The 17,558-nt window shown below is 65.1% G+C and carries 14 protein-coding genes and 1 pseudogene; 4 read left to right on the forward strand and 11 right to left on the reverse strand.

The genetic code is table 11. The features are described 5' to 3' along the window. Positions 1 to 138 precede the first annotated feature (138 nt). The 8 genes from DI573_RS13285 to DI573_RS13320 all read right to left on the reverse strand — a co-directional run bounded on the left by DI573_RS13285 (position 139) and on the right by DI573_RS13320 (position 8,008). Positions 139 to 1,377 carry an IS256 family transposase gene (locus DI573_RS13285; protein ID WP_292815252.1) on the reverse strand — a complete coding sequence of 413 codons (1,239 nt, stop codon included), beginning with the start codon at positions 1,375 to 1,377 and terminating at the stop codon, positions 139 to 141. Between the two features lie 624 nt (positions 1,378 to 2,001). Beyond that, positions 2,002 to 2,763 (reverse strand): transposase, encoded by a 762-nt coding sequence (locus DI573_RS13290; protein WP_292815217.1) that lies wholly within the window; start codon positions 2,761 to 2,763, stop codon positions 2,002 to 2,004. Beyond that, positions 2,763 to 3,845: an iron-containing alcohol dehydrogenase gene (locus DI573_RS13295; protein WP_292815220.1), complete on the reverse strand. Its 1,083-nt coding sequence runs from the start codon at positions 3,843 to 3,845 to the stop codon at positions 2,763 to 2,765. Before DI573_RS13295 ends, DI573_RS13290 begins: the two co-directional genes overlap by 1 nt. Beyond that, complete coding sequence (locus DI573_RS13300; RefSeq protein ID WP_292815222.1) at positions 3,838 to 4,596, reverse strand: alpha/beta fold hydrolase; 759 nt, start codon at positions 4,594 to 4,596, stop codon at positions 3,838 to 3,840. The genes DI573_RS13295 and DI573_RS13300 overlap by 8 nt, the downstream gene beginning before the upstream one ends. A gap of 130 nt (positions 4,597 to 4,726) precedes the next feature. Continuing rightward, complete coding sequence (catA, locus tag DI573_RS13305) at positions 4,727 to 5,587, reverse strand: catechol 1,2-dioxygenase (protein ID WP_292815225.1); 861 nt, start codon at positions 5,585 to 5,587, stop codon at positions 4,727 to 4,729. Positions 5,588 to 5,623: 36 nt separating this feature from the next. Then, positions 5,624 to 5,917 (reverse strand): muconolactone Delta-isomerase, encoded by a 294-nt coding sequence (gene catC, locus DI573_RS13310; protein ID WP_292815227.1) that lies wholly within the window; start codon positions 5,915 to 5,917, stop codon positions 5,624 to 5,626. A gap of 1 nt (position 5,918) precedes the next feature. Beyond that, positions 5,919 to 7,031 (reverse strand): enolase C-terminal domain-like protein, encoded by a 1,113-nt coding sequence (locus DI573_RS13315; protein WP_292815230.1) that lies wholly within the window; start codon positions 7,029 to 7,031, stop codon positions 5,919 to 5,921. Next, positions 7,028 to 8,008 carry a LysR substrate-binding domain-containing protein gene (locus DI573_RS13320; protein ID WP_292815233.1) on the reverse strand — a complete coding sequence of 327 codons (981 nt, stop codon included), beginning with the start codon at positions 8,006 to 8,008 and terminating at the stop codon, positions 7,028 to 7,030. Before DI573_RS13320 ends, DI573_RS13315 begins: the two co-directional genes overlap by 4 nt. 193 nt (positions 8,009 to 8,201) lie before the next feature. On the opposite strand from DI573_RS13320, the gene DI573_RS13325 reads away from it, so the two are divergent. From DI573_RS13325 to DI573_RS13340, 4 genes are all read left to right on the forward strand, one after another. After that, entirely contained in the window at positions 8,202 to 9,113 is a 912-nt protein-coding gene (locus DI573_RS13325) for an AraC family transcriptional regulator (protein WP_292815235.1), read from the forward strand. Between the two features lie 54 nt (positions 9,114 to 9,167). Then, on the forward strand, positions 9,168 to 9,701 hold the full coding sequence (locus DI573_RS13330) for a flavin reductase family protein (RefSeq protein WP_292815255.1): 534 nt from the start codon (positions 9,168 to 9,170) through the stop codon (positions 9,699 to 9,701). 27 nt (positions 9,702 to 9,728) lie between these two features. Then, entirely contained in the window at positions 9,729 to 11,297 is a 1,569-nt protein-coding gene (locus tag DI573_RS13335) for a 4-hydroxyphenylacetate 3-hydroxylase N-terminal domain-containing protein (RefSeq protein ID WP_292815238.1), read from the forward strand. A 322-nt stretch (positions 11,298 to 11,619) separates the two neighbouring features. Continuing rightward, positions 11,620 to 12,493 (forward strand): IS5 family transposase gene (locus DI573_RS13340; protein ID WP_292815241.1). Its coding sequence is split into 2 segments (ribosomal slippage): positions 11,620 to 11,943 and positions 11,945 to 12,493, totalling 873 coding nucleotides; the frame shifts between segments, so codons are not numbered across the junction. Here DI573_RS13340 and DI573_RS13345 read toward each other — a convergent pair. From DI573_RS13345 to DI573_RS13355, 3 genes and pseudogenes are all read right to left on the reverse strand, one after another. After that, positions 12,476 to 12,859, reverse strand: a complete 384-nt coding sequence (locus tag DI573_RS13345; protein WP_292815247.1) for a hypothetical protein — start codon at positions 12,857 to 12,859, stop codon at positions 12,476 to 12,478. The genes DI573_RS13340 and DI573_RS13345 overlap by 18 nt on opposite strands. A 20-nt stretch (positions 12,860 to 12,879) precedes the next feature. Beyond that, positions 12,880 to 16,269 (reverse strand): DUF499 domain-containing protein, encoded by a 3,390-nt coding sequence (locus DI573_RS13350; RefSeq protein ID WP_292815249.1) that lies wholly within the window; start codon positions 16,267 to 16,269, stop codon positions 12,880 to 12,882. A gap of 5 nt (positions 16,270 to 16,274) precedes the next feature. After that, a pseudogene (locus DI573_RS13355) lies at positions 16,275 to 17,558 on the reverse strand (hypothetical protein); the annotation flags it as partial.

Below are 17,558 nucleotides of genomic sequence, written 5' to 3' on the forward strand. Positions count from 1 at the left end.
GACGCGACAAGAGATCTCTGACGAGGTGTGGGCTGTGCTGGAGCCGTTGATGCCGACGGTGACGGGCCGGTCTCGGCCGTGGACGGATCACCGTCTCGCGGGTGTGTCCGATAAACGGTGGATCTGGTTTGGCGTTCATTAGTTGATTCGGCCTTCGAATGCGATCGCGAACGCGTTCAGCGCCGGCTTCCATCTCGTCGCCCAGCGTGCCCTGCCGCGCCCGGTCGGGTCAAGCGATCTGGTCACGAGGTAGAGGCATTTCAGCGCGGCGGCGTCGTTCGGGAAGTGCCCGCGTGCGCGGACTGCTCTGCGGTACCGGGCGTTGAGTGACTCGATCGCGTTCGTGCTGCAGATGATCCGTCGGATTTCCACGTCCCAGTCCAGGAACGGCACGAACTCACTCCAGGCGTTCTGCCAGAGCTTGCTGATCGCCGGATACTGTTGACCCCATTTCGCGTCGAACTCCACGAATCGCTCACGAGCGGCCGCTTCGGTCGGCGCCGTGTAGACAGGACGCAGGTCCTTGCCCATCTCTTCCCAGTAATGGCGAGACGCGAACCGGAACGTGTTGCGGATCAGATGGATGATGCAGGTCTGCACCGTCGCGAGCGGCCAGGCGGTGTTGATCGATTCCGGCAGACCCTTCAGCCCGTCACAGACGACGATGCAGACATCCTCGGCGCCACGGTTCTTGATCTCCGTCAACACGCCGAGCCAGAACTTCGCCCCCTCCCCGCCATCGCCGGCCCAGATCCCGAGGATCTCGCGCTCCCCGTTCACGGTAACGCCCACGGCGATATAGAACGGCTTGTTCCGCACCTGCCCGTCTCGGACCTTCACCACCAGAGCATCGATGAACACCACCGGGTAGACGCGATCCAGCGGACGGTTCTGCCATTCGGTCATCTCCTCGATGACCTTGTCGGTGATCCTCGAGATCGTGTCCTTCGACACCGACGCCCCGTAGACATCGTCGAAGTGCGCCGCCACCTCGCCGGTCGTCAGCCCCCGCGCGGTCAACGACAGCACGATCTCATCGACGCCGGTCAGGCGCCGCTGCCGCTTCTTCACGATCTTCGGCTCGAACGACCCCTCACGGTCTCTGGGAACGTCGATCTCGACGGGACCGACCTCGGTCAGCACCGTCTTCGAACGGATCCCGTTGCGAGCGTTCTCGGCGATCGTGTTGCCGTGCTTCTCGTAGCCAAGATGCTCGGTCATCTCCGCCTCGAGCGCTGTCTCCAGCACCCGCTTGGTGAGCCCGTTCAGCACCCCGTCGGGGCCGACGAGGTCGACACCCTGTTCCTTCGCCTGCTTCAGCAGCTGCTCCGCGAGCTGCTGCTCATCGATGATCTCTCCCGTCACAGGATCGATCATCTCGATGACATCGGTCATCGCCCTTCCTTTCAGTCAGGCCAGACCAGATCCACCGTTAATCAGACAGTCCCAGGATGACGAACACCTGGCGGAGCAAGCCGAGTGGGTCAACGCCAAGATCCCGTACTCTTGGGTAACGCTCGGCGATTGGACACTCCGTCGCCGCTACTAGCCGTGACGCTGACCGCCGCCCCCTGTGCAATAGCTCACTCTCTGTTGTTCCTCACCGCGTGGAGAAGCGGCGAGCCTGCGAGCGCGTCGGTCGGATGGTGCATCACGTGTGACGCGACTACACGATCACCGGACAGACGCCTCAATCAAATGGGTTCTTGGGTGAGTGCCTGCTGGCTGCGCCGTCACGCTGAAGATGTGGCGAATGGGCAGATGGGCGCGTATGCGACATCGCTTCTCGCCGCCGTGCTCGCGCGTTCGTGCTCGAGGCGGATGAAAACGTTGCCTTGGGGAGGCTGTCGCGTGAATGTGTGGCGGGGTGGTGTGGTCAGTGGGGCGTCGGTCCCGACGCTCGAGCGGGCGGCGGTCTCGAGGGGCTGATGAGCGTCGTGCGCGCTGGTTGAGGACGCGTGTTGGACGCGGTCAGCTCGTTGGCTCCGCCGCGTTGGCCGGTCAGATCGCAGTGATCGGGGCGGCGGCTGTGGCGAGCAGGTGGCGGTGGAGCTTGCGGAGGTTGTGGGTCGCGGCGATGAGCTTCCACTCGGCTGTCGCGGCGTGGAAGCCGCGGCGGGTGAAAGAGCGGATTCCTCTGCCGGTCTTGATCTGACCGAAGACAGGCTCGATGATCCACTTGCGTTTGTCGTAGTGGACCCGTCCGGCCTTGCGGGACACCTTCCGGTCCATCTTGTCCATCAGCGTCGCGCCCGCGGGCAGGCGTCCGCGGGATCCGACGCGGGGCTTCCCGTGACGCATGTTGCGTGCGGCGAGGTAGGAGTCCGGCCCGTCGTCGGGCAGGCCGGCGAGGACGGCTTCGGTGCAGTATCCGGCGTCGCCGAGCACGACCCCGATGGGCTCGGTGACACCGGCTGCGTCTAGCTCTCGGTTAGCGGCGGCGATCATCGGGGTGAGCTGGGCGGTGTCGCCGGTGTCCTGGGTGACATCGCACGCGATGATGATCTGCGACTCGGTCGCGACCGCTTGCGCGTTGTAGCCCTGCACCCACCCGTTCCGGATCGGCATCATCCGTGACTCTGGGTCGGTCGTGTTCACTTTCGGCGGGTTCGTCTTCGGTGCCTTCTCCGCCGGGGGCTTGGGTTTGCGTCCCCGCAGCTTCTTCCCCGCCGCCTGCTCCTTCGCCGCGCGCTCGGCGAGGTGTGCGTCGTACTCGGCTTGGCGGGCCGCGTCGACCGCGTCAAGTCGCGCTTTCGACGGCATTAGGCATCGACTCGCACACCCTTCCACGCATCGAAGAGCAGGCCTTCAACCTGCGCTTGCGAGAAGTTCGATGCTGCGCCGGGATGTTCCGACATTCGCCGCAGCACATCTGGTGCCACTCCCACGACATCGTCACGCGCCGCACCGAGCGATTCCAGGGAGATCGGAGCACCCACGCCCGCGAGTATCGACTGCAAGCGCTGGCCCGGCATCCGCGTGTCGAACGCTTGGCCCAGCAGTTCGACGCCAAGGGGCGTGATCGTGCACGTCAGAGCAAGCGAGTGAGGGAGCACGATCGAGTGTGTCGCGGCGTGCGGCAGGGAGAGCGACCCCCCGAGGGCGTGGCACACCGCATGGTGCAGCCCCATCGTCGTCGCGTCCAGGCACATGCCGGCGAGCATCGCGCCAACCAGGAGAGGGTCGCTTGCGCGGACGTTCGCCTCGCCGAGGGATCGCAGACCGGCGGCCAACGAGTGCGCCGCCTCACGTGCGACGGCGCGCACGACGGGCGATGAGTCTGGCGCATACGCCGACTCGGCCACGTGGGCGAGCGCGTTGACCGCTGACTGCGCAGCGAGCGAGACGGGAAGATCGTCCACGAGGTCTGGGTCGTACACCACCTCACGGGCCCGCACCTCGGCGTCTCGGCCCGTCGCCTTTCGCTGTCCGTCCGTCTCACCCCAGATGGAAGTCATCTCCGAGCCGGCGAGCGTGGTGGGGACGGCTACGTACGGCAGGTTGTGGCGGCGCGCGAGCGCCTTCGCGAGACCCACGGAGGACCCCCCGCCCAGCGCGATGGCACCGTCTGCGCCGGATCGTTCGGCAATCGACCATGCCTCGGCGACCGCCTCGACCGGAACGTGTTCCCGCGATCCGTCGAAGACCCCGACCACGCCGTGAAGGTCGACAGACCGCTGGACGTTGCTGAACACTCCGGCCCCCCGTGAGGTTGTGAGGACGACGACGCGCTCGATCCCCACACGCGCAAGGATCTCTCCGATTCTGCCCACGCTGCCGCGGCCGAAGGTGACGGGGGTCTGCAGTCCCCTGAAGGAGAATCCCGTCACGGTGTCGTCATTCATGGCGCCGCCTCCGCATGGAGTCGACTGGCCCGCCGAGGGTGCCGGTCAGGTGCTCCCGTAACAGCCAAGCCGTCTCTACGGGATCCTCGAACGGAGGTTGGTGGGCGACGTGCTGCATCCGAATCGCCGTGCCGCGAGGTACTCCATTCGCGACCTCGCGGGCAACCATCTCGGGTGCGACTGTGTCGTGCGCACCCCAGATGACCACCGTCGGAGCAAGGATGCGGGTCAACTCGCTTCGCACGTCGTAGTCGGCGAGGGCGAGACAACACTGCGCATAGCTCTCGGGGTCGGTCTCGCGAAGACCCTCGAGCAGCGCTTCGCGCGGCTTCCGGCCGCGCCTCGGAGTCGTGGGAGCGAACCAGCGCGCATCCGATCTCGCCACGACGGCGGAGACGCCTCGCTCCCGCACCAGTTGTGCCCGCTCGCGCCACTCCTGCGGGCTACCCAGGTTCCCACCTGATGCGATTACGGCGAGAGAGAGGACGTCATCGGGATGCCGGAGCGCGAGGCACAGCCCGACGGCCCCACCGAAGGACACTCCCGCGTATGCGTATCGGTGGACTCCGTGCTCCTGTGCCGCTTGATGCACGGCGTCGGCGATGTCAGCCACGTGGAAGGACGCGATGGCCGCGGGCGCGTGGGCGTGGCCCGGGAGGTCCCACGTCATCACCCGGTACTGGTGGCGCAGCTCCGAGGCGACCTCGCCCCACAACACTTCCGCCGCGGTGCCGAGAGATGGTCCGAGCACGAGAACGGGAGCGTCGCCGCGTCCACTGAGTGTGTTCAGGCGGAGGCGAGGCGGACTCAAGACGGATCCCTCGACCAGGAGTACGACGCCACGACGGGCGGGGCGGTCTCGGCTCCCGCCCGCCGTGCGATCATTGCGGGTCGAGCACGAAGTCGTAGACCACCTCGTACCCATCTCCGTTTGCGCGCGGACTCGGGTCGAGGATCAGTTCGGGCTTAACGGCACCCGCGATGTCGTCATCGTTGTGCGGGTCACCGGGGAAGTAGAGCTGCGTCGTCAGCAACTCGTACCCTTCATGTGAGACCTTGAGGTGCAGGTGGGCAGGCCTCCACGCATGCCAGCCAGCGGCGGCGATCAATTGCCCGCACGCACCGTCGGTGGGAATCTGATAGGGCGCGGGTTCGATGGTGTGGATTTCGAACCGCCCGTCGTCGTCCGCGATGAAGGTGCCACGCAGGTTCCATTCGGGCAGACCCGGTGCGAACTGCGAGTAGAACCCGAGGTTGTCCGCGTGCCAGAGTTCGATCTTGGCGGAAGGCAGTGGGGTTCCGTCCACGCTGCGGACCTGTCCCTGGAACAGCAGGGGCCGCCCGGGCTCGTCGTCGCGCATAGGAACCGTGCCGTTCCACGGCAGCGTGGGTGCGTCCTCGACGTAGTACGGCCCCTCGATCGTTCCTTTGCTTCCGGCACGGTGGTCGTTGGCGACCTCCTCGACGGAGTGCTCGACCCACACGTCGAGGAAAAGCGGCCATTCGCCATCCTCGCCGACCTTGATCAACCACGCTTTGAGCGCGTTGTACTCGTCATAGGTCACACGTTCATCGATGACGGTGTCGTTGATCGCCTTGATGACGCGAGACGCAAGTCGGCTCACGCGTTCACGGTCGGCCGTCGCGCCTTCGATGCTGCGCTCCCGGAACCGGGCAGTGGCGCTCTGGCCGGATGCGGCGGCACGCGCGGCGGTCTCCTCGACATAACTTGTGTCGGTCATGGCAACTCCTTCGTTGGTGGGTGGGGCGGATGGGGTTCAGGTGTCCCGGTCGTCGGCGATGCGGGAAGGATGGACTGTCAACGGCGTCACGGCGACAGACATGTAGGGGAAGAGCGGAAGGGTGCTCAGTAGTTCGTGGAGCTCGTCGTTCCCGGACACGTCGAAGATCGAGATGTTCGCGTATTCGCCCACGATCCGCCACAGCTCACGCCATCGCCCGTCGCGCTGCAGCTGCTGGGAATAGTGCCGTTCGCGTTCTTTGAGCTTCGCGGCGACCGTTGGGTCCATTTCGGCGGGGAGCTGAACGTCCATCCGCACGTGAAAGAGCACGTCAGGCCACCCTTTGGTCCAGCCGATACCGAGCGAGCTTCTCCTCGTCGATGTCGACGCCGACGCCCGGGGTCGAAGGGGCGACCATCCTCCCCCGCTCAATGCGCAGCGGAGTCGCCGCGAGATCGTCGGACATCTCGAGAAAGTTGGACAGCTCTGCGGCCCTCCTGGAGGAATGCTCGAACGCTGCGCCGAACACGACGCTCGCCGTGCTTCCCACACGAGAGTCGATCTGATTGCCCATGATCACTTCGATGCCCAAGCCCTCCGCGAGGCCGAGTAGCTTGGCGGACTGTGTGAAGCCGGTGCGAGCCGTCTTCACACTCAAGGCGCTGGCTCCACCCGTCGTCAGTTCCCGGGCGGCGTCTCCCAATGTCGAGGCGCTCTCGTCCGCGACGATCGGAATTCGCGAATGAGCGACGAGCCTTCGCCGCCCCAGGATTTCGGCCGCATCGCAGGGCTCCTCGAAGAAGGTGAGGCCCAGATCATGGGTAGCCTCGAGCACCTCCATCGCCTCGACTGCCGTCCAGCCGCGGTTGGCGTCGATGTAGAGCTCCACGTCGGGGCCGAGCGCCTCGCGCAGTGCTCTGCAGGCGTCCACGTCGAGTCGAAGCGGGCGCCGGCCGACCTTGACCTTGAAAACTTCGACACCGTACAACTCGTTGTACTCTAGCGCCTCGGCGACCATTTGGGGCCCGGAGGCGAACCCGACCATGTGGGAGACGCGGAGCGAGTCGGTGAATCCACCGAGGAGCCGATGCACTGAGACGCCGAGAGATTTGCCGAGGATGTCCCAGAGTGCGATGTCTACGCCGGCTTTGGCGGTGACATTGCCAACGGTACGGTGCAATCGGGCGTGGACGCGCGCGCGGTCGAGTGGATCCGCGCCGACGAGGATGGGCGCGAAGACCTTCTCGATCACCGCAACCACCGACGGCTGCGTCTCGCCGTACGTGTACGGACGCGGCGGGATATCGGCGACGCCGACGATGCCGTCGGTGGTACCGACCCGCAGGAGGACGTGCCCCATCTCGTGCACCTCGCCGCTGGCGAAATGCAGGGGCTTGCGCATCGGAATCGTGTAGGGGATCGCCTCCACGCGGTCGATGATCATCTCGAACCACCCCGATAGGCGGAGACGACATCTCCGATAAACGGGATGAACCTTTGAACGACCGGCGAGGTATCGCCGTCTCGCCAGGCGATCGCGAGTTCGACGGAGGGGGCGTCGAGGATCTCGCGGAACGCGCTGCCTCCGATACTCAACGCCGTGGCGGATTCAGGGATGACCGCAGCACCGACCCCAGCTGCCACGAGCGAAAGGAGGGTCGAAGTCTCGGTGACCCGCTGGCGGTACTTGAGCGCTATCCCCTGGCGAAGGCATTCGGCTCCGACGGCTTGGGAAACGGATGAACCGTCCGGATATCCCACCAGGGCGTGCCCGACGAGGTCAGCCAGTGAGATCGCTCCCCGGTCCGCGAGGCGGGAATGCGCCGGCAGAGCGGCAACGAGCCGCTCACGGGCGACGATCGACACTTGGATGTCGGTGCTCGCGACGGGTGGACGGAGCAACGCGATGTCGATCCGATGATCGAGCAATTCTTGGACCAGCGACGGGGTGAGCAGTTCGCCCTGCACCTCGAGCGACATGCCTTCGAACGCCCTCGATGCCTCGCGGACGACGCGGGGCATGATCCCGTAGGTCGCCGAACCGGTGAAGCCGATCCGCAGCGTTCCGCGGAGCCCCTGGCCCATGCGGCGCACGTCACCCTCGAGCGACTGGAGATCTTCGAGTATCCGCCGCCCTCGCACGAGAAGCGCTTCTCCTGCCGCTGTCATCTCCACGCTCCTCGTCGTGCGATTGAAAAGTCTCGTTCCAAGCGACTTCTCCAGTCGCCTGATCTGCTGTGAGAGAGGCGGTTGAGCGATCCTCAACCTGTCGGCCGCTCGCCCGAAATGCCGTTCCTCTGCCACAGCGACGAAGTACCTCAGGTTCCGTGTGTCCAGCACGAGGCTCGTTGACCTGCGGGACTCTGGGAACGCTACTTCGGCGTTGCTCGCAGCGGAAATACTCAATTCCTCCTCATTCATATCGTGAAGATATCACTAGTCGCCCTAGCCCCGTTTGGTGGCGTCGTCATCGTCCACGGATCATATGATTCGTGGATTTTCGTCTCGATCAGAACGAAGAAGATATGGATGCATCGGTCGAGCTGGAAGTATGTGTGGCAACCTCGGTCCCACGGAGAAGGCCGCGTCCGCGGTACGAGGAAGTGCTCCCGCAATGCGCATCGATGATGAAACCCGCCCGGCGTCCCGCGACTGGGACGAGGCGTCGCATGCCGTGTCCTCGGCATACTTCGCCCACCGCCTTCGGCCGGCAGCGCACACAGATGCCTCGCACATGACCGTGAGCGGCGTGCAGTTCGACGGGGTCCGAATCGCCCGGATCGGGTGGGGCGCGCTCGTCGACGTTGAGACCGAGCATCGTGGCGGCGTAGCGGTCAACGTCCCTCTAAGCGGCAGCCTGCACTCGGTCATCGGCCGCGAGGATCTCCTCTCGACTCCGCATTCAGCCACCGTCTATCCCGCCGACACGCCAGTGCTGATCCGCCAATGGTCGCCGACCTGCAACATCCTCGGCGTCAGGTTCGACCGCGATTTCCTGGTGCGGCAAGTCGCACGCGTTGCGGGCGGCTCGCGCAAGCTGCCCAATAGGATTCATCTCGACACGCCCGCGGGCAAGGCCTGGTTCCAGCTGGTGGCCGCGCTTCACCGCCAACCCGCCCTGCCTGCCAGCGCGCAGACGCAGCTGGCGGGCGCGATCGCCGACTCCTTCGTCCTTGCGCTGCTTCCCGACGAATCTCCCACGCCAGCCGCACCGGGAATCGTGCGTCGCGTCGTCGATCGGATCGAAGCAGCCCCCGAACTGCCTTGGACCGCCGGCGACATGGCTGCGATGGCAGGAGTGTCGGTACGCAGGCTGCAGGAGGGTTTTCGCTCATATCTTGGCGAATCGCCGCGTGAGCACCTCGTACGCGTTCGACTCTCGCGCGCCCATGCAGACTTGCTCGATGCTCGCGGCACCGTTGCCGAAGTGGCCGCGGCATGGGGTTTCGGCCATCTGGGACGATTCGCATCCGACTACCGGCGCGCGTACGGCGAGAAGCCCTCCGACACGCTGCGTGGTTCCTGAGATCGTCCTTGCCGAACCCCGTGCGGTTTCCGCGCGATCCGACCACTCAGCAACATCTTCGGGCAGTTCGCCAGCGGAGTGACCGTGGTGACCTGCAGCGACCTGGAAGGCAATCCGCACGGTGCGACAGTAACGGCGTACACGGCCGTGTCGCTCGAGCCGCGCCTGTGCCAAGTCACCGTTACTCGCCGCTCTCGAGCGGCGCAGTATCTTGACGGGTCGCCGTTCGCGGTCAATATCCTCGCGGCGGATCAGGTGGACGTCGCTCTGCACTTCGCAGGCAGGCCGCGTATCGATGAGCCTGCGTGGGAGAACGGTCCGGTCGCCCCGATCATCCCCGGTTGCGCCGCCACTCTCTCCTGCATGCCGTGGCGTCAATATGACGGGGGCGACCACCTCATCGTCGTCGGCGAGATCATCGACGCCGTCGTGAACGACGTGCGTCCGCTCGTCTTCTATCGCAGCACCTTCCACGAACTCGGATTCCCGTCCGGCACAGCCTTGTGGAACGGCTCCTTCGACGACCCCGCCGCAGGTTGGTTCGACGCCGCCACACGCTTCATCCCCATTCACGCGCACTCCGCCTGACCCGTTACGCACACGAAAGGAACACCCATGACAATTTCCGAACCGGCGACACCGTCGACGACCCAGAACTTCGCGACGCGTCCGATGACGGGCGACGAGTACATCGAATCGCTGAGGGATGGTCGCGAGATCTACCTCCACGGCGAGCGCGTCGGCGACGTGACGACGCATCCCGCGTTCCGCAACTCGGTCCGCATGGTCGCCCGCATGTACGACTCGATGCACACCGGACCGCTCGTCGACACAGTCACCGCACCGACCGACACCGGCAACGGGGGTGTGACCATGCCCTTCTTCAAGACGCCGAAGAACTCCGACGACCTCCTTCGCGAACGCGACGCGATCGCCGCGTGGGCACGCATCAGCTACGGGTGGATGGGCCGCAGCCCCGACTACAAGGCCAGCTTCCTCGGAACGCTCCACGCGAACCGGGAGCTCTACGCGCCCTTCCAGGACAACGCAGAACGCTGGTACCGCGAGTCCCAGGAGAAGGTCTTGTACTGGAACCACGCGATCATCAACCCGCCGGTCGATCGTCAACTGCCTCCCGACCAGGTCGGCGACGTCTACATGAAGGTGGAGAAGGAGACCGATGCCGGCTTGATCGTCTCCGGGGCAAAGGTCGTCGCGACCGGCTCGGCGATCACAAACTACAACTTCATCGCGCACTACGGCCTGCCGATCAAGAAGAAGGAGTTCGCGCTCATCTGCACGGTGCCGATGGACGCGCCCGGCATCAAACTGATCTCTCGCACGTCCTACGCACAGAACGCGGCCGTCGTCGGCACCCCGTTCGACTACCCGCTTTCGAGCCGGATGGACGAGAACGACGCGATCTTCATCTTCGATAAGGTGCTGGTGCCCTGGGAGAACGTGTTCATGTACGGCGACGTCGACCGCATCAACGCCTTCTTCCCGCAATCCGGATTCCTCCCCCGCTTCACCTTCCAGGGGTGTACTCGCCTCGCAGTGAAGCTCGACTTCATCGCCGGGCTGCTGCTCAAGGCCCTGGACTCGACCGGATCGGGCGGGTTCCGCGGCGTGCAGACACGCGTCGGCGAGGTCATCGGCTGGCGCAACCTGTTCTGGGGACTGAGCGAAGTGATGGCGCGCGACCCCGAGCCTTGGCTGGGCGACGCCGTCATCCCGAAGCTCGAGTACGGCCTCACCTACCGGCAGTTCATGATCTCCGGATACCCGCGTGTGAAGGAGATCATCGAGCAGGATGTCGCGTCCGGCTTGATCTATCTGCCTTCCTCCGCCGCCGATTTCCAGAATCCCGAGGTGCGCCCGTACCTCGACAAGTACGTGCGAGGATCGGACGGCATTGAAGCCGTCGATCGAGTCAAAGTCATGAAGGCGCTGTGGGATGCCGTTGGCTCCGAGTTCGGCGGTCGCCACGAGCTCTACGAGCGCAACTACTCCGGCAACCACGAGAATGTCAAGGCTGAGGTCCTGTTCGCGGCACAGGGCCGAGGCGATGCCGACAAGATGCGCGGTCTCGCCGAGCAGTTCCTCGGCGAATATGATCTCGACGGGTGGACCGTGCCCGACCTCATCGGCAACGACGACGTCCGGGTTTACGGCCGGTCCTGACTGACCCACACCCCAACACCGCGCCGATCTCCGGGTCGGCGCGGTGTTGCACTCAGGGCGGCCGCACCGTCTTTCAGGGTAGACCGCCGCGCCCCGGTTATCGCGCCACCTCCATCCCTGCAGGAATCCGGTCCGCGCCCCGCGGTGCAGGGTGACGAGGGTGTCGACGCCGCTCCCGGCTGCCGTGAAGGTAGGCAGCCGGGAGGGAGGGCCGTCAGACGAGGGCCAGGAAGCCCACGATCGCTGCGACGACGGAAAGAAGGCCGAGCACTAGGCCGCGTTGATCAAGATGTTTCGGCGTCTCGTGGGCGAGTCTTGACGGGTGACGCGACAAGAGATCTCTGACGAGGTGTGGGCTGTGCTGGAGCCGTTGATGCCGCCGTGGACGGATCACCGTCTCGCCGTTGAGGGGATGGCGTGGAAGTTCCGCACCGGCGCGCCGTGGCGGGACGTGCCCGAGCGGTTCGGGAAGTGGAACTCGATCTACAAGCGTTTCAACCGGTGGGCCGAGGACGGCACATGGGAGAAGCTGCTGGCCGAGGTGCAGAAGCAGGCGGACGCTGCCGGGAAGATCGACTGGGTGGTCTCGATTGACTCCACGATCGCGCGCGTGCATCAGCACGGTGCGACCCTCCCTCGGGACACAGGGGGCTCCACCGAATCACAAGAATCCGCGGGTCGAGCCGCCTGATCACGCGATCGGGCGCTCCCGCGGCGGGCTGACAACGAAGGTGCATCTGGTCGCCGATGGGCGCGGCAGGCCGTTGGGCATGGTGCTCACCGGCGGCAACACCGCCGACACCACGATGCTCGCGGCCACGCTCGATGACATCTGCGTGCCCCGCGCGTCACGAGGGCGCCCGCGCACGCGACCTGATCGGGTACTCGCTGACAAGGGATACCCATCGAAGGCGAACCGGGCCTGGCTACGCGCGCACGGCATCGCGACGACCATCCCCGAACGCGACGATCAGATCGCGCACCGCCGGAAGAAGCCGGGCCGGCCGATCGACTTCGGCACCGATCAGAGAGAACGCTACAAAGGCCGCAACGTCGTCGAACGATGCTTCAACCGCCTCAAGCAGTGGCGCGGCATCGCAATGCGATCAGACAAACTCGCCCGAAACTACCGCGCTGCCATCTGCCTCTCCTCGACCCTCATCTGGATCAAGACCGACTTAATCAACACGCCCTAGGCGATCGGTGGTCAGGAGCCGCTCGCCTGTGGCCAGAGCGATCGCGCGAGCAGCCTTTGACTTTCCGCTGCCGTTGCGGCCAACGAAATACTGAACAGGATGCGACCAGTCCGAGACCTCGATGAAGTCGCGCTCCGAGCCATCCGAGTCGATCCCAAACACGCCGGCACGTCTGATGGTGACCGAGTCAGGGAACGCGCCTCCGTCACTCGGCATCCGCGAGATGGACGTTACCTGGAGCGGAGGCTCCCAGGTGTGGTTGGCGAGGAACTGCTCTGCAGCTTGCGTCTCACTGGCAGCTTCAACCTGCTGACGGTCGATACTGCTGCCATTCGGCGCAACCGCCGATACGAGGAATCGGGTCATCGATCCGGTCCAGACTCTGGTCAGTTTTCGAAGCCGGAGCTCGGGTCGAACTTGAGTACGCGCGCGTTCTCGGAGATCGTGCGCACCTCGCCCTCGTCGAAGCCGTCGCTCTTGCTGGCCTGGATGTCGATCGTGATCTCGAGTCTCGCGCCAGCGCCCGCGAGTCGATCGATGATCTCGCGGGTCACGTTTCCGATGTCCCTCGAGTACCGATCCGGGTCGACCTTCACAGAGCCGAAGTAGCGGCTCGGGCGTCGCGGTGCAACGACGTCTTCGTTCGTCGTCGACTCGTCCGCTTCTTCATCGACAAGGACGATGTCGATCGGGCCAACCTCCGCGGCACCCTCCTCAGCCGCGCGCGCAGCAGCCTCACGAGCCGCGGCGATGCGATCGGCGGACGCTTGCTCGTCAGCCTTGTTCCAGTCCACGAGGAGCGTGCTGTCGGTCACCTGGATCGCGGTGTTGTGCGCTGGAGGCACGATCAGCCCCCGGTAGCGACCGGCTTCGGTGTCCTTCGCCGTTGCGATCGCGAACTTCTCGCCGTCGACGAGGACGGAGTTGAGCGAACGTTCGATCGCGGAGTCGAGAGTCTCCCGGCGAACGAGTCGCGGCAAGTACACGTACCGGGTGAAGTAGCCCCACAGCTCGCCGACGCTGATCTCGCCCTTGTCGCGCCACAGCTGTCCGAGCTCCTGATGCAGTGTGGCACCGAGGATCGGCGCACCGAGCTCCGTCACGAGCTGATCGTCGCGGGACAGCTTCGCGGCGACACGCTCCGCGAGAGAGCGGCCGCTCGAGTCGGGCACCTTATCCGTGATCAGCTCGAAGGGTTTGGTGGCGTCGAACTGCTCAGGGTAGACCGCCCACACGAAGGTGTCGCGGATCCGGTCTGACACCGTCCGGTCGAGGCGCGTGACCCAGTCGTCGGTCTGCTTGCGCTGCTGCACCGACAGGTTGAGGCTCTCGCTGGTCGCCTGCACACGCTTCCACGCGAGGTAGCTGCGCGCGGCGGCCTCCAGGCTCTCCAGCTCGCCTTTGTCGGCGACGAGGAAGACGAGGGTGTTGCGATGCACGCGCTGGCTGGCGCCCTTGGTCTCGATCGCGTCGCGCACCCACTGGTGGGCGGACGAGTCGGCGCCGTCCGACTTCCGCCGCGAGTGGCGCGGGTGAACAATCACCAGTCGCGCATCCTCGAGGTCGGGGACGTCGGCGCTGGATGCCGGGGCGACGTGTACACGATCGAACACACCGCGCGCGCGTTCCTCGCCGCGGAGGCGATCGGTGATCTCGTTCCACACCGTCTCGACGTCTTCACGGAGCCGCTCGGCATAGTCGTTAGCGGTCTTTGTCACCGATGGCTGGGTATCGAACCAGTAGTGGCCCTGCTCTTCGTAGAAGTACGTCGAGCGCTGAGCAAGTAGCTCGATCGCACTGCCGAAGTTGCCGAGGGTGTCACCGGGTGCTGCGGTTCCGAGCCAGACGTACTGCTTGTCGAGACCCTTTCGCGACGCCTTGATCCTGGGCGCGGCGCCCATGAAAATCGTTCGCGCGATCCGCTGCGTCACGAACCTCTGCCCCAGGTTGGGGCGGTCCAGGTCGATCTGCTGCGCCATCGATCCTGGGCCGTCGATGTCGGAATCGATGATCGGCTTCCACTGATCCTCGAGGTACTGGGTGAGGTCGGTGTTGACTGTCGTCGCCTCCAGCGGCACGTTGCCGGGGAGGATCAGCGGGGACGTGTCGTTGGATGCCCACAACTCGTGCACGATCGACGACACGAGCTTGAGCACGCCACGGGTGCGCTGGAAGCGCTCTAGCGTGGACCAGTCCTCGTATAGGCGGTCCAGCAATTCGGGGTGCAGCGGATACGAAGCTCGGATGCGCTGTTCGTAGTCGTCGCTCGGAGCCGCGGCATCCCGAGGGAACAGCGCCGTATTGCTCCGGTACAAGGTGACGAAGCTTCGAGCTACCGCCGAGATCGTGGTGAGGCCCTCAGCGTTGGGCGCCTGAAAGAGTCGGCGCCGCACGATCTCAAAAGACTCGTCCTTGCTCGACGGCCGCCACTGGTCAGCGACCCGGCGGATCACGTTCTGCAGTCGTTCCAGGGCGAGCTGACCGTTGGCGCCACCGATCTCGATGTCGCTTCCGCTCCCCGCTTCGCCGGTGTCGGATGCCGGGATCGAGACGACGAGCATCGCGCCAGGCACCGATCGGACGACTTCCGTCAGCGACTGCGCGAACGTGAACTGCGTCTCGAACGAACCAGACGGAAGCTCCTTGTCTGTCACTAGCTGCCGCGCGTACGCGACCCACTCATCGATCAGGATCAGCGCCGGCGAATACTTCGCGATCAGCGTGCGCAACGCTTCGCCCGGGTTCGTGCCGGCGCGGTCGTCCTCAGCAATGAGGTCGTACGCTTCGCGGCCGCCGAGCTGCCAGGCGAGCTCGCCCCAGAGCGTGCGCACCTCGGTCCCGTCGTCCTTGATGAGCGGCGATCCCGCCTTCAAGTACGTGCCGACCAGTGCGACGCGCTTCACGCCCAGCGCCGCAAGATCCGGGTTCCCGGTCTCAGCAATGAGTTCCTGCAGCTCCTGCGGGAAGTCCTTCGCGGGCGTGCCGCTGAAGAGGTGGTAGAGAGCGAGCATCGAGTGCGTCTTGCCGCCACCGAAATTGGTCTGCAGGTTGACGACCGGGCTCGCGTTGCCGTCTCCGCCGCCCACGCGTCGGAGCGCGCGCGACAGCAGATCCCGCAGACCTTCGGTGAGGTACGTGCGGGTGAAGAACTCGACCGGGTCGCCATACTCGGGGCTCGTCGCCTGACCTGTTCGCACGAGATGCAGGTCGGCAGCGAACTCGGATGCCGTGAACTCGCCGCGTGCGACATCATCGTGCGGGCGGATCACCTCGCGCCAGGGCCGCAGACCTGAACCCGGGTCGAGGGTCACCGTCGTCCGCTTCACCTGCTTGCGCGTCTGATCCTCGAAGACGGTGCGCTGCAGGTCGACGCGGAGCTTGCGGACGTCTTCGGCGGAGTCGACTGCGCCGACGGCATGGAGCAGTCGCTCGATCGTGTCGAGCGCGCGCGCCGCGTCATCAGAACTGAACGGCTCGTTGTGCGCCCACAGATTTCGCGTCTCGCGCAGTTCGGAGCCGAAACCCTGTTGCGCACGCGACAGCACGTCCTTGAAGCGGTAGCCCTGCTCGGTGATCGCGCGAAGCTGCACCTGGACATCGTGTTTCGTCAACGTTCGGGCGGGCCCACCCCGGCGCTGAGCGTCTTCTTGTGCCCACGCGGCGGGCCAGTCAGACGTGCCGTAGGCGGCGGTCATCACTTCGTCGACGGAATCAAGCAGTCCCTCCGACAACAGGTCGAAGGCCTTGCCCACGCGGTCACGGTTGTTCATCGCCATCGAACTCAGTCCCCATCCTCATCGAAGTCGAACGCCTGCTGAACGGCCCGCGGCGAACCGACATGCTTCCGCGCCTGCTCGTTCACGTCACCCCACGCACTCACCAACCCGTTGAACAGGATTGCGTCCTTGGTGTCGCGCTTCTTCTCCGCCTCATGGAAGAGCAGGAAGCCGAGCTCCTTCACCGCGTCTAGGTTCACCCGTGTCTGCACTGATGGAAGCAATGCGGCGACTTGATCGGCACCGTGCTTCGCCATCACCGCAGCCAAACGCACGGTCGCCTCCCAGACGCTGACACGCTCGTCGGCGCCCACATCCCACGCGCCTTCCAGCTGAGTCGGCGAGAGAAGGCGTGCTTTGCCGCCTTTCGCCTCGAAGATGCCACCGCGCTCAAGCGCCCCGATCGACGTGTCGGACGAGCGTGCCAGTTGGTCAGCAATGCCGGAGTTCTCCTGCGTCCAGCCGTACTGGCGGTACCACTTGACTGCGAATCGGGTATCTGGGTCAAAATCTGACTCCTGATCGCCAATGACTTCGTCGAGCGTTGCGTTGACGAGCACGAGTGCATCCTTGACGCTCATGTCTGAGCCGTCTGCATCGCGAACTCTGGAGTAGCGAGAGAAGACTGCTATGCCAGGGCCGATAGCAGCTTGAGCAAGATCGACCGGGGCGATCGCACCCTGCATGAGCGTGCGCAGAGCTTCGGGCAACTCGGATTTCAGGGCAGCAACGAACGCACGTCGAGTCGTCGCCGGGGCATCCTCAGGGCGAGGGCGACAGGCAAGAACAATGGAGGAGGCGAGCGCGTTGGTTCCGCTTGCAATCATTCGGTTCCCAAGCTCGCTACGCATCGGCCAGGTTGCGGTGATTTCCCACCCTGCGGCAATCAGCCCGTCAAGAAGGGTGTGCCATCCGGTTGACGCAGTGCCGGAGTCCCGCGTGTCCTGCTGTTTGTACGCGTAGTAGACGGTGAGCGGCACCGCGAGATTCGCGCTCTCACGGATCCTGCCGAAAACAGAGTTGAAGCCATCGACGAAGAACTTCTCTGCCCCCGACCTTCCGTCATGACGGTAGGGGTTAGCCACAAGCTCTTCGCTCTTCGGCGTCAGCATTGTGCCGACGGTCTTGGCCTGAACATCCCGCAACGTGCGCCGGAGCCAAACGTAGAAGAAGTCCGAAAGGTCCGAGTATCCGATGTTGTCGTAGTACGGGGGGTCGGTCGAGAGAATCTTTTCCGAGAAGTCGGCGACCGCGGCATCCTGTTGTGTAGCACTGCCGCGCGGGCCGAC

The organism is Microbacterium sp. (assembly GCF_003248605.1).
In the GTDB taxonomy this organism is placed as follows: domain Bacteria; phylum Actinomycetota; class Actinomycetes; order Actinomycetales; family Microbacteriaceae; genus Microbacterium.

Coding starts and splice junctions, on each gene's coding strand:
- DI573_RS13285 (WP_292815252.1), bottom strand. CDS start 1,377: ATGATCGATCCTGTGACGGGAGAGATCATCGATGAGCAGCAGCTCGCG.
- DI573_RS13290 (WP_292815217.1), bottom strand. CDS start 2,763: ATGCCGTCGAAAGCGCGACTTGACGCGGTCGACGCGGCCCGCCAAGCC.
- DI573_RS13295 (WP_292815220.1), bottom strand. CDS start 3,845: ATGAATGACGACACCGTGACGGGATTCTCCTTCAGGGGACTGCAGACC.
- catA (WP_292815225.1), bottom strand. CDS start 5,587: ATGACCGACACAAGTTATGTCGAGGAGACCGCCGCGCGTGCCGCCGCA.
- DI573_RS13315 (WP_292815230.1), bottom strand. CDS start 7,031: ATGATCATCGACCGCGTGGAGGCGATCCCCTACACGATTCCGATGCGC.
- DI573_RS13320 (WP_292815233.1), bottom strand. CDS start 8,008: ATGAATGAGGAGGAATTGAGTATTTCCGCTGCGAGCAACGCCGAAGTA.
- DI573_RS13325 (WP_292815235.1), top strand. CDS start 8,202: ATGCGCATCGATGATGAAACCCGCCCGGCGTCCCGCGACTGGGACGAG.
- DI573_RS13335 (WP_292815238.1), top strand. CDS start 9,729: ATGACAATTTCCGAACCGGCGACACCGTCGACGACCCAGAACTTCGCG.
- DI573_RS13345 (WP_292815247.1), bottom strand. CDS start 12,859: ATGACCCGATTCCTCGTATCGGCGGTTGCGCCGAATGGCAGCAGTATC.
- DI573_RS13350 (WP_292815249.1), bottom strand. CDS start 16,269: ATGGCGATGAACAACCGTGACCGCGTGGGCAAGGCCTTCGACCTGTTG.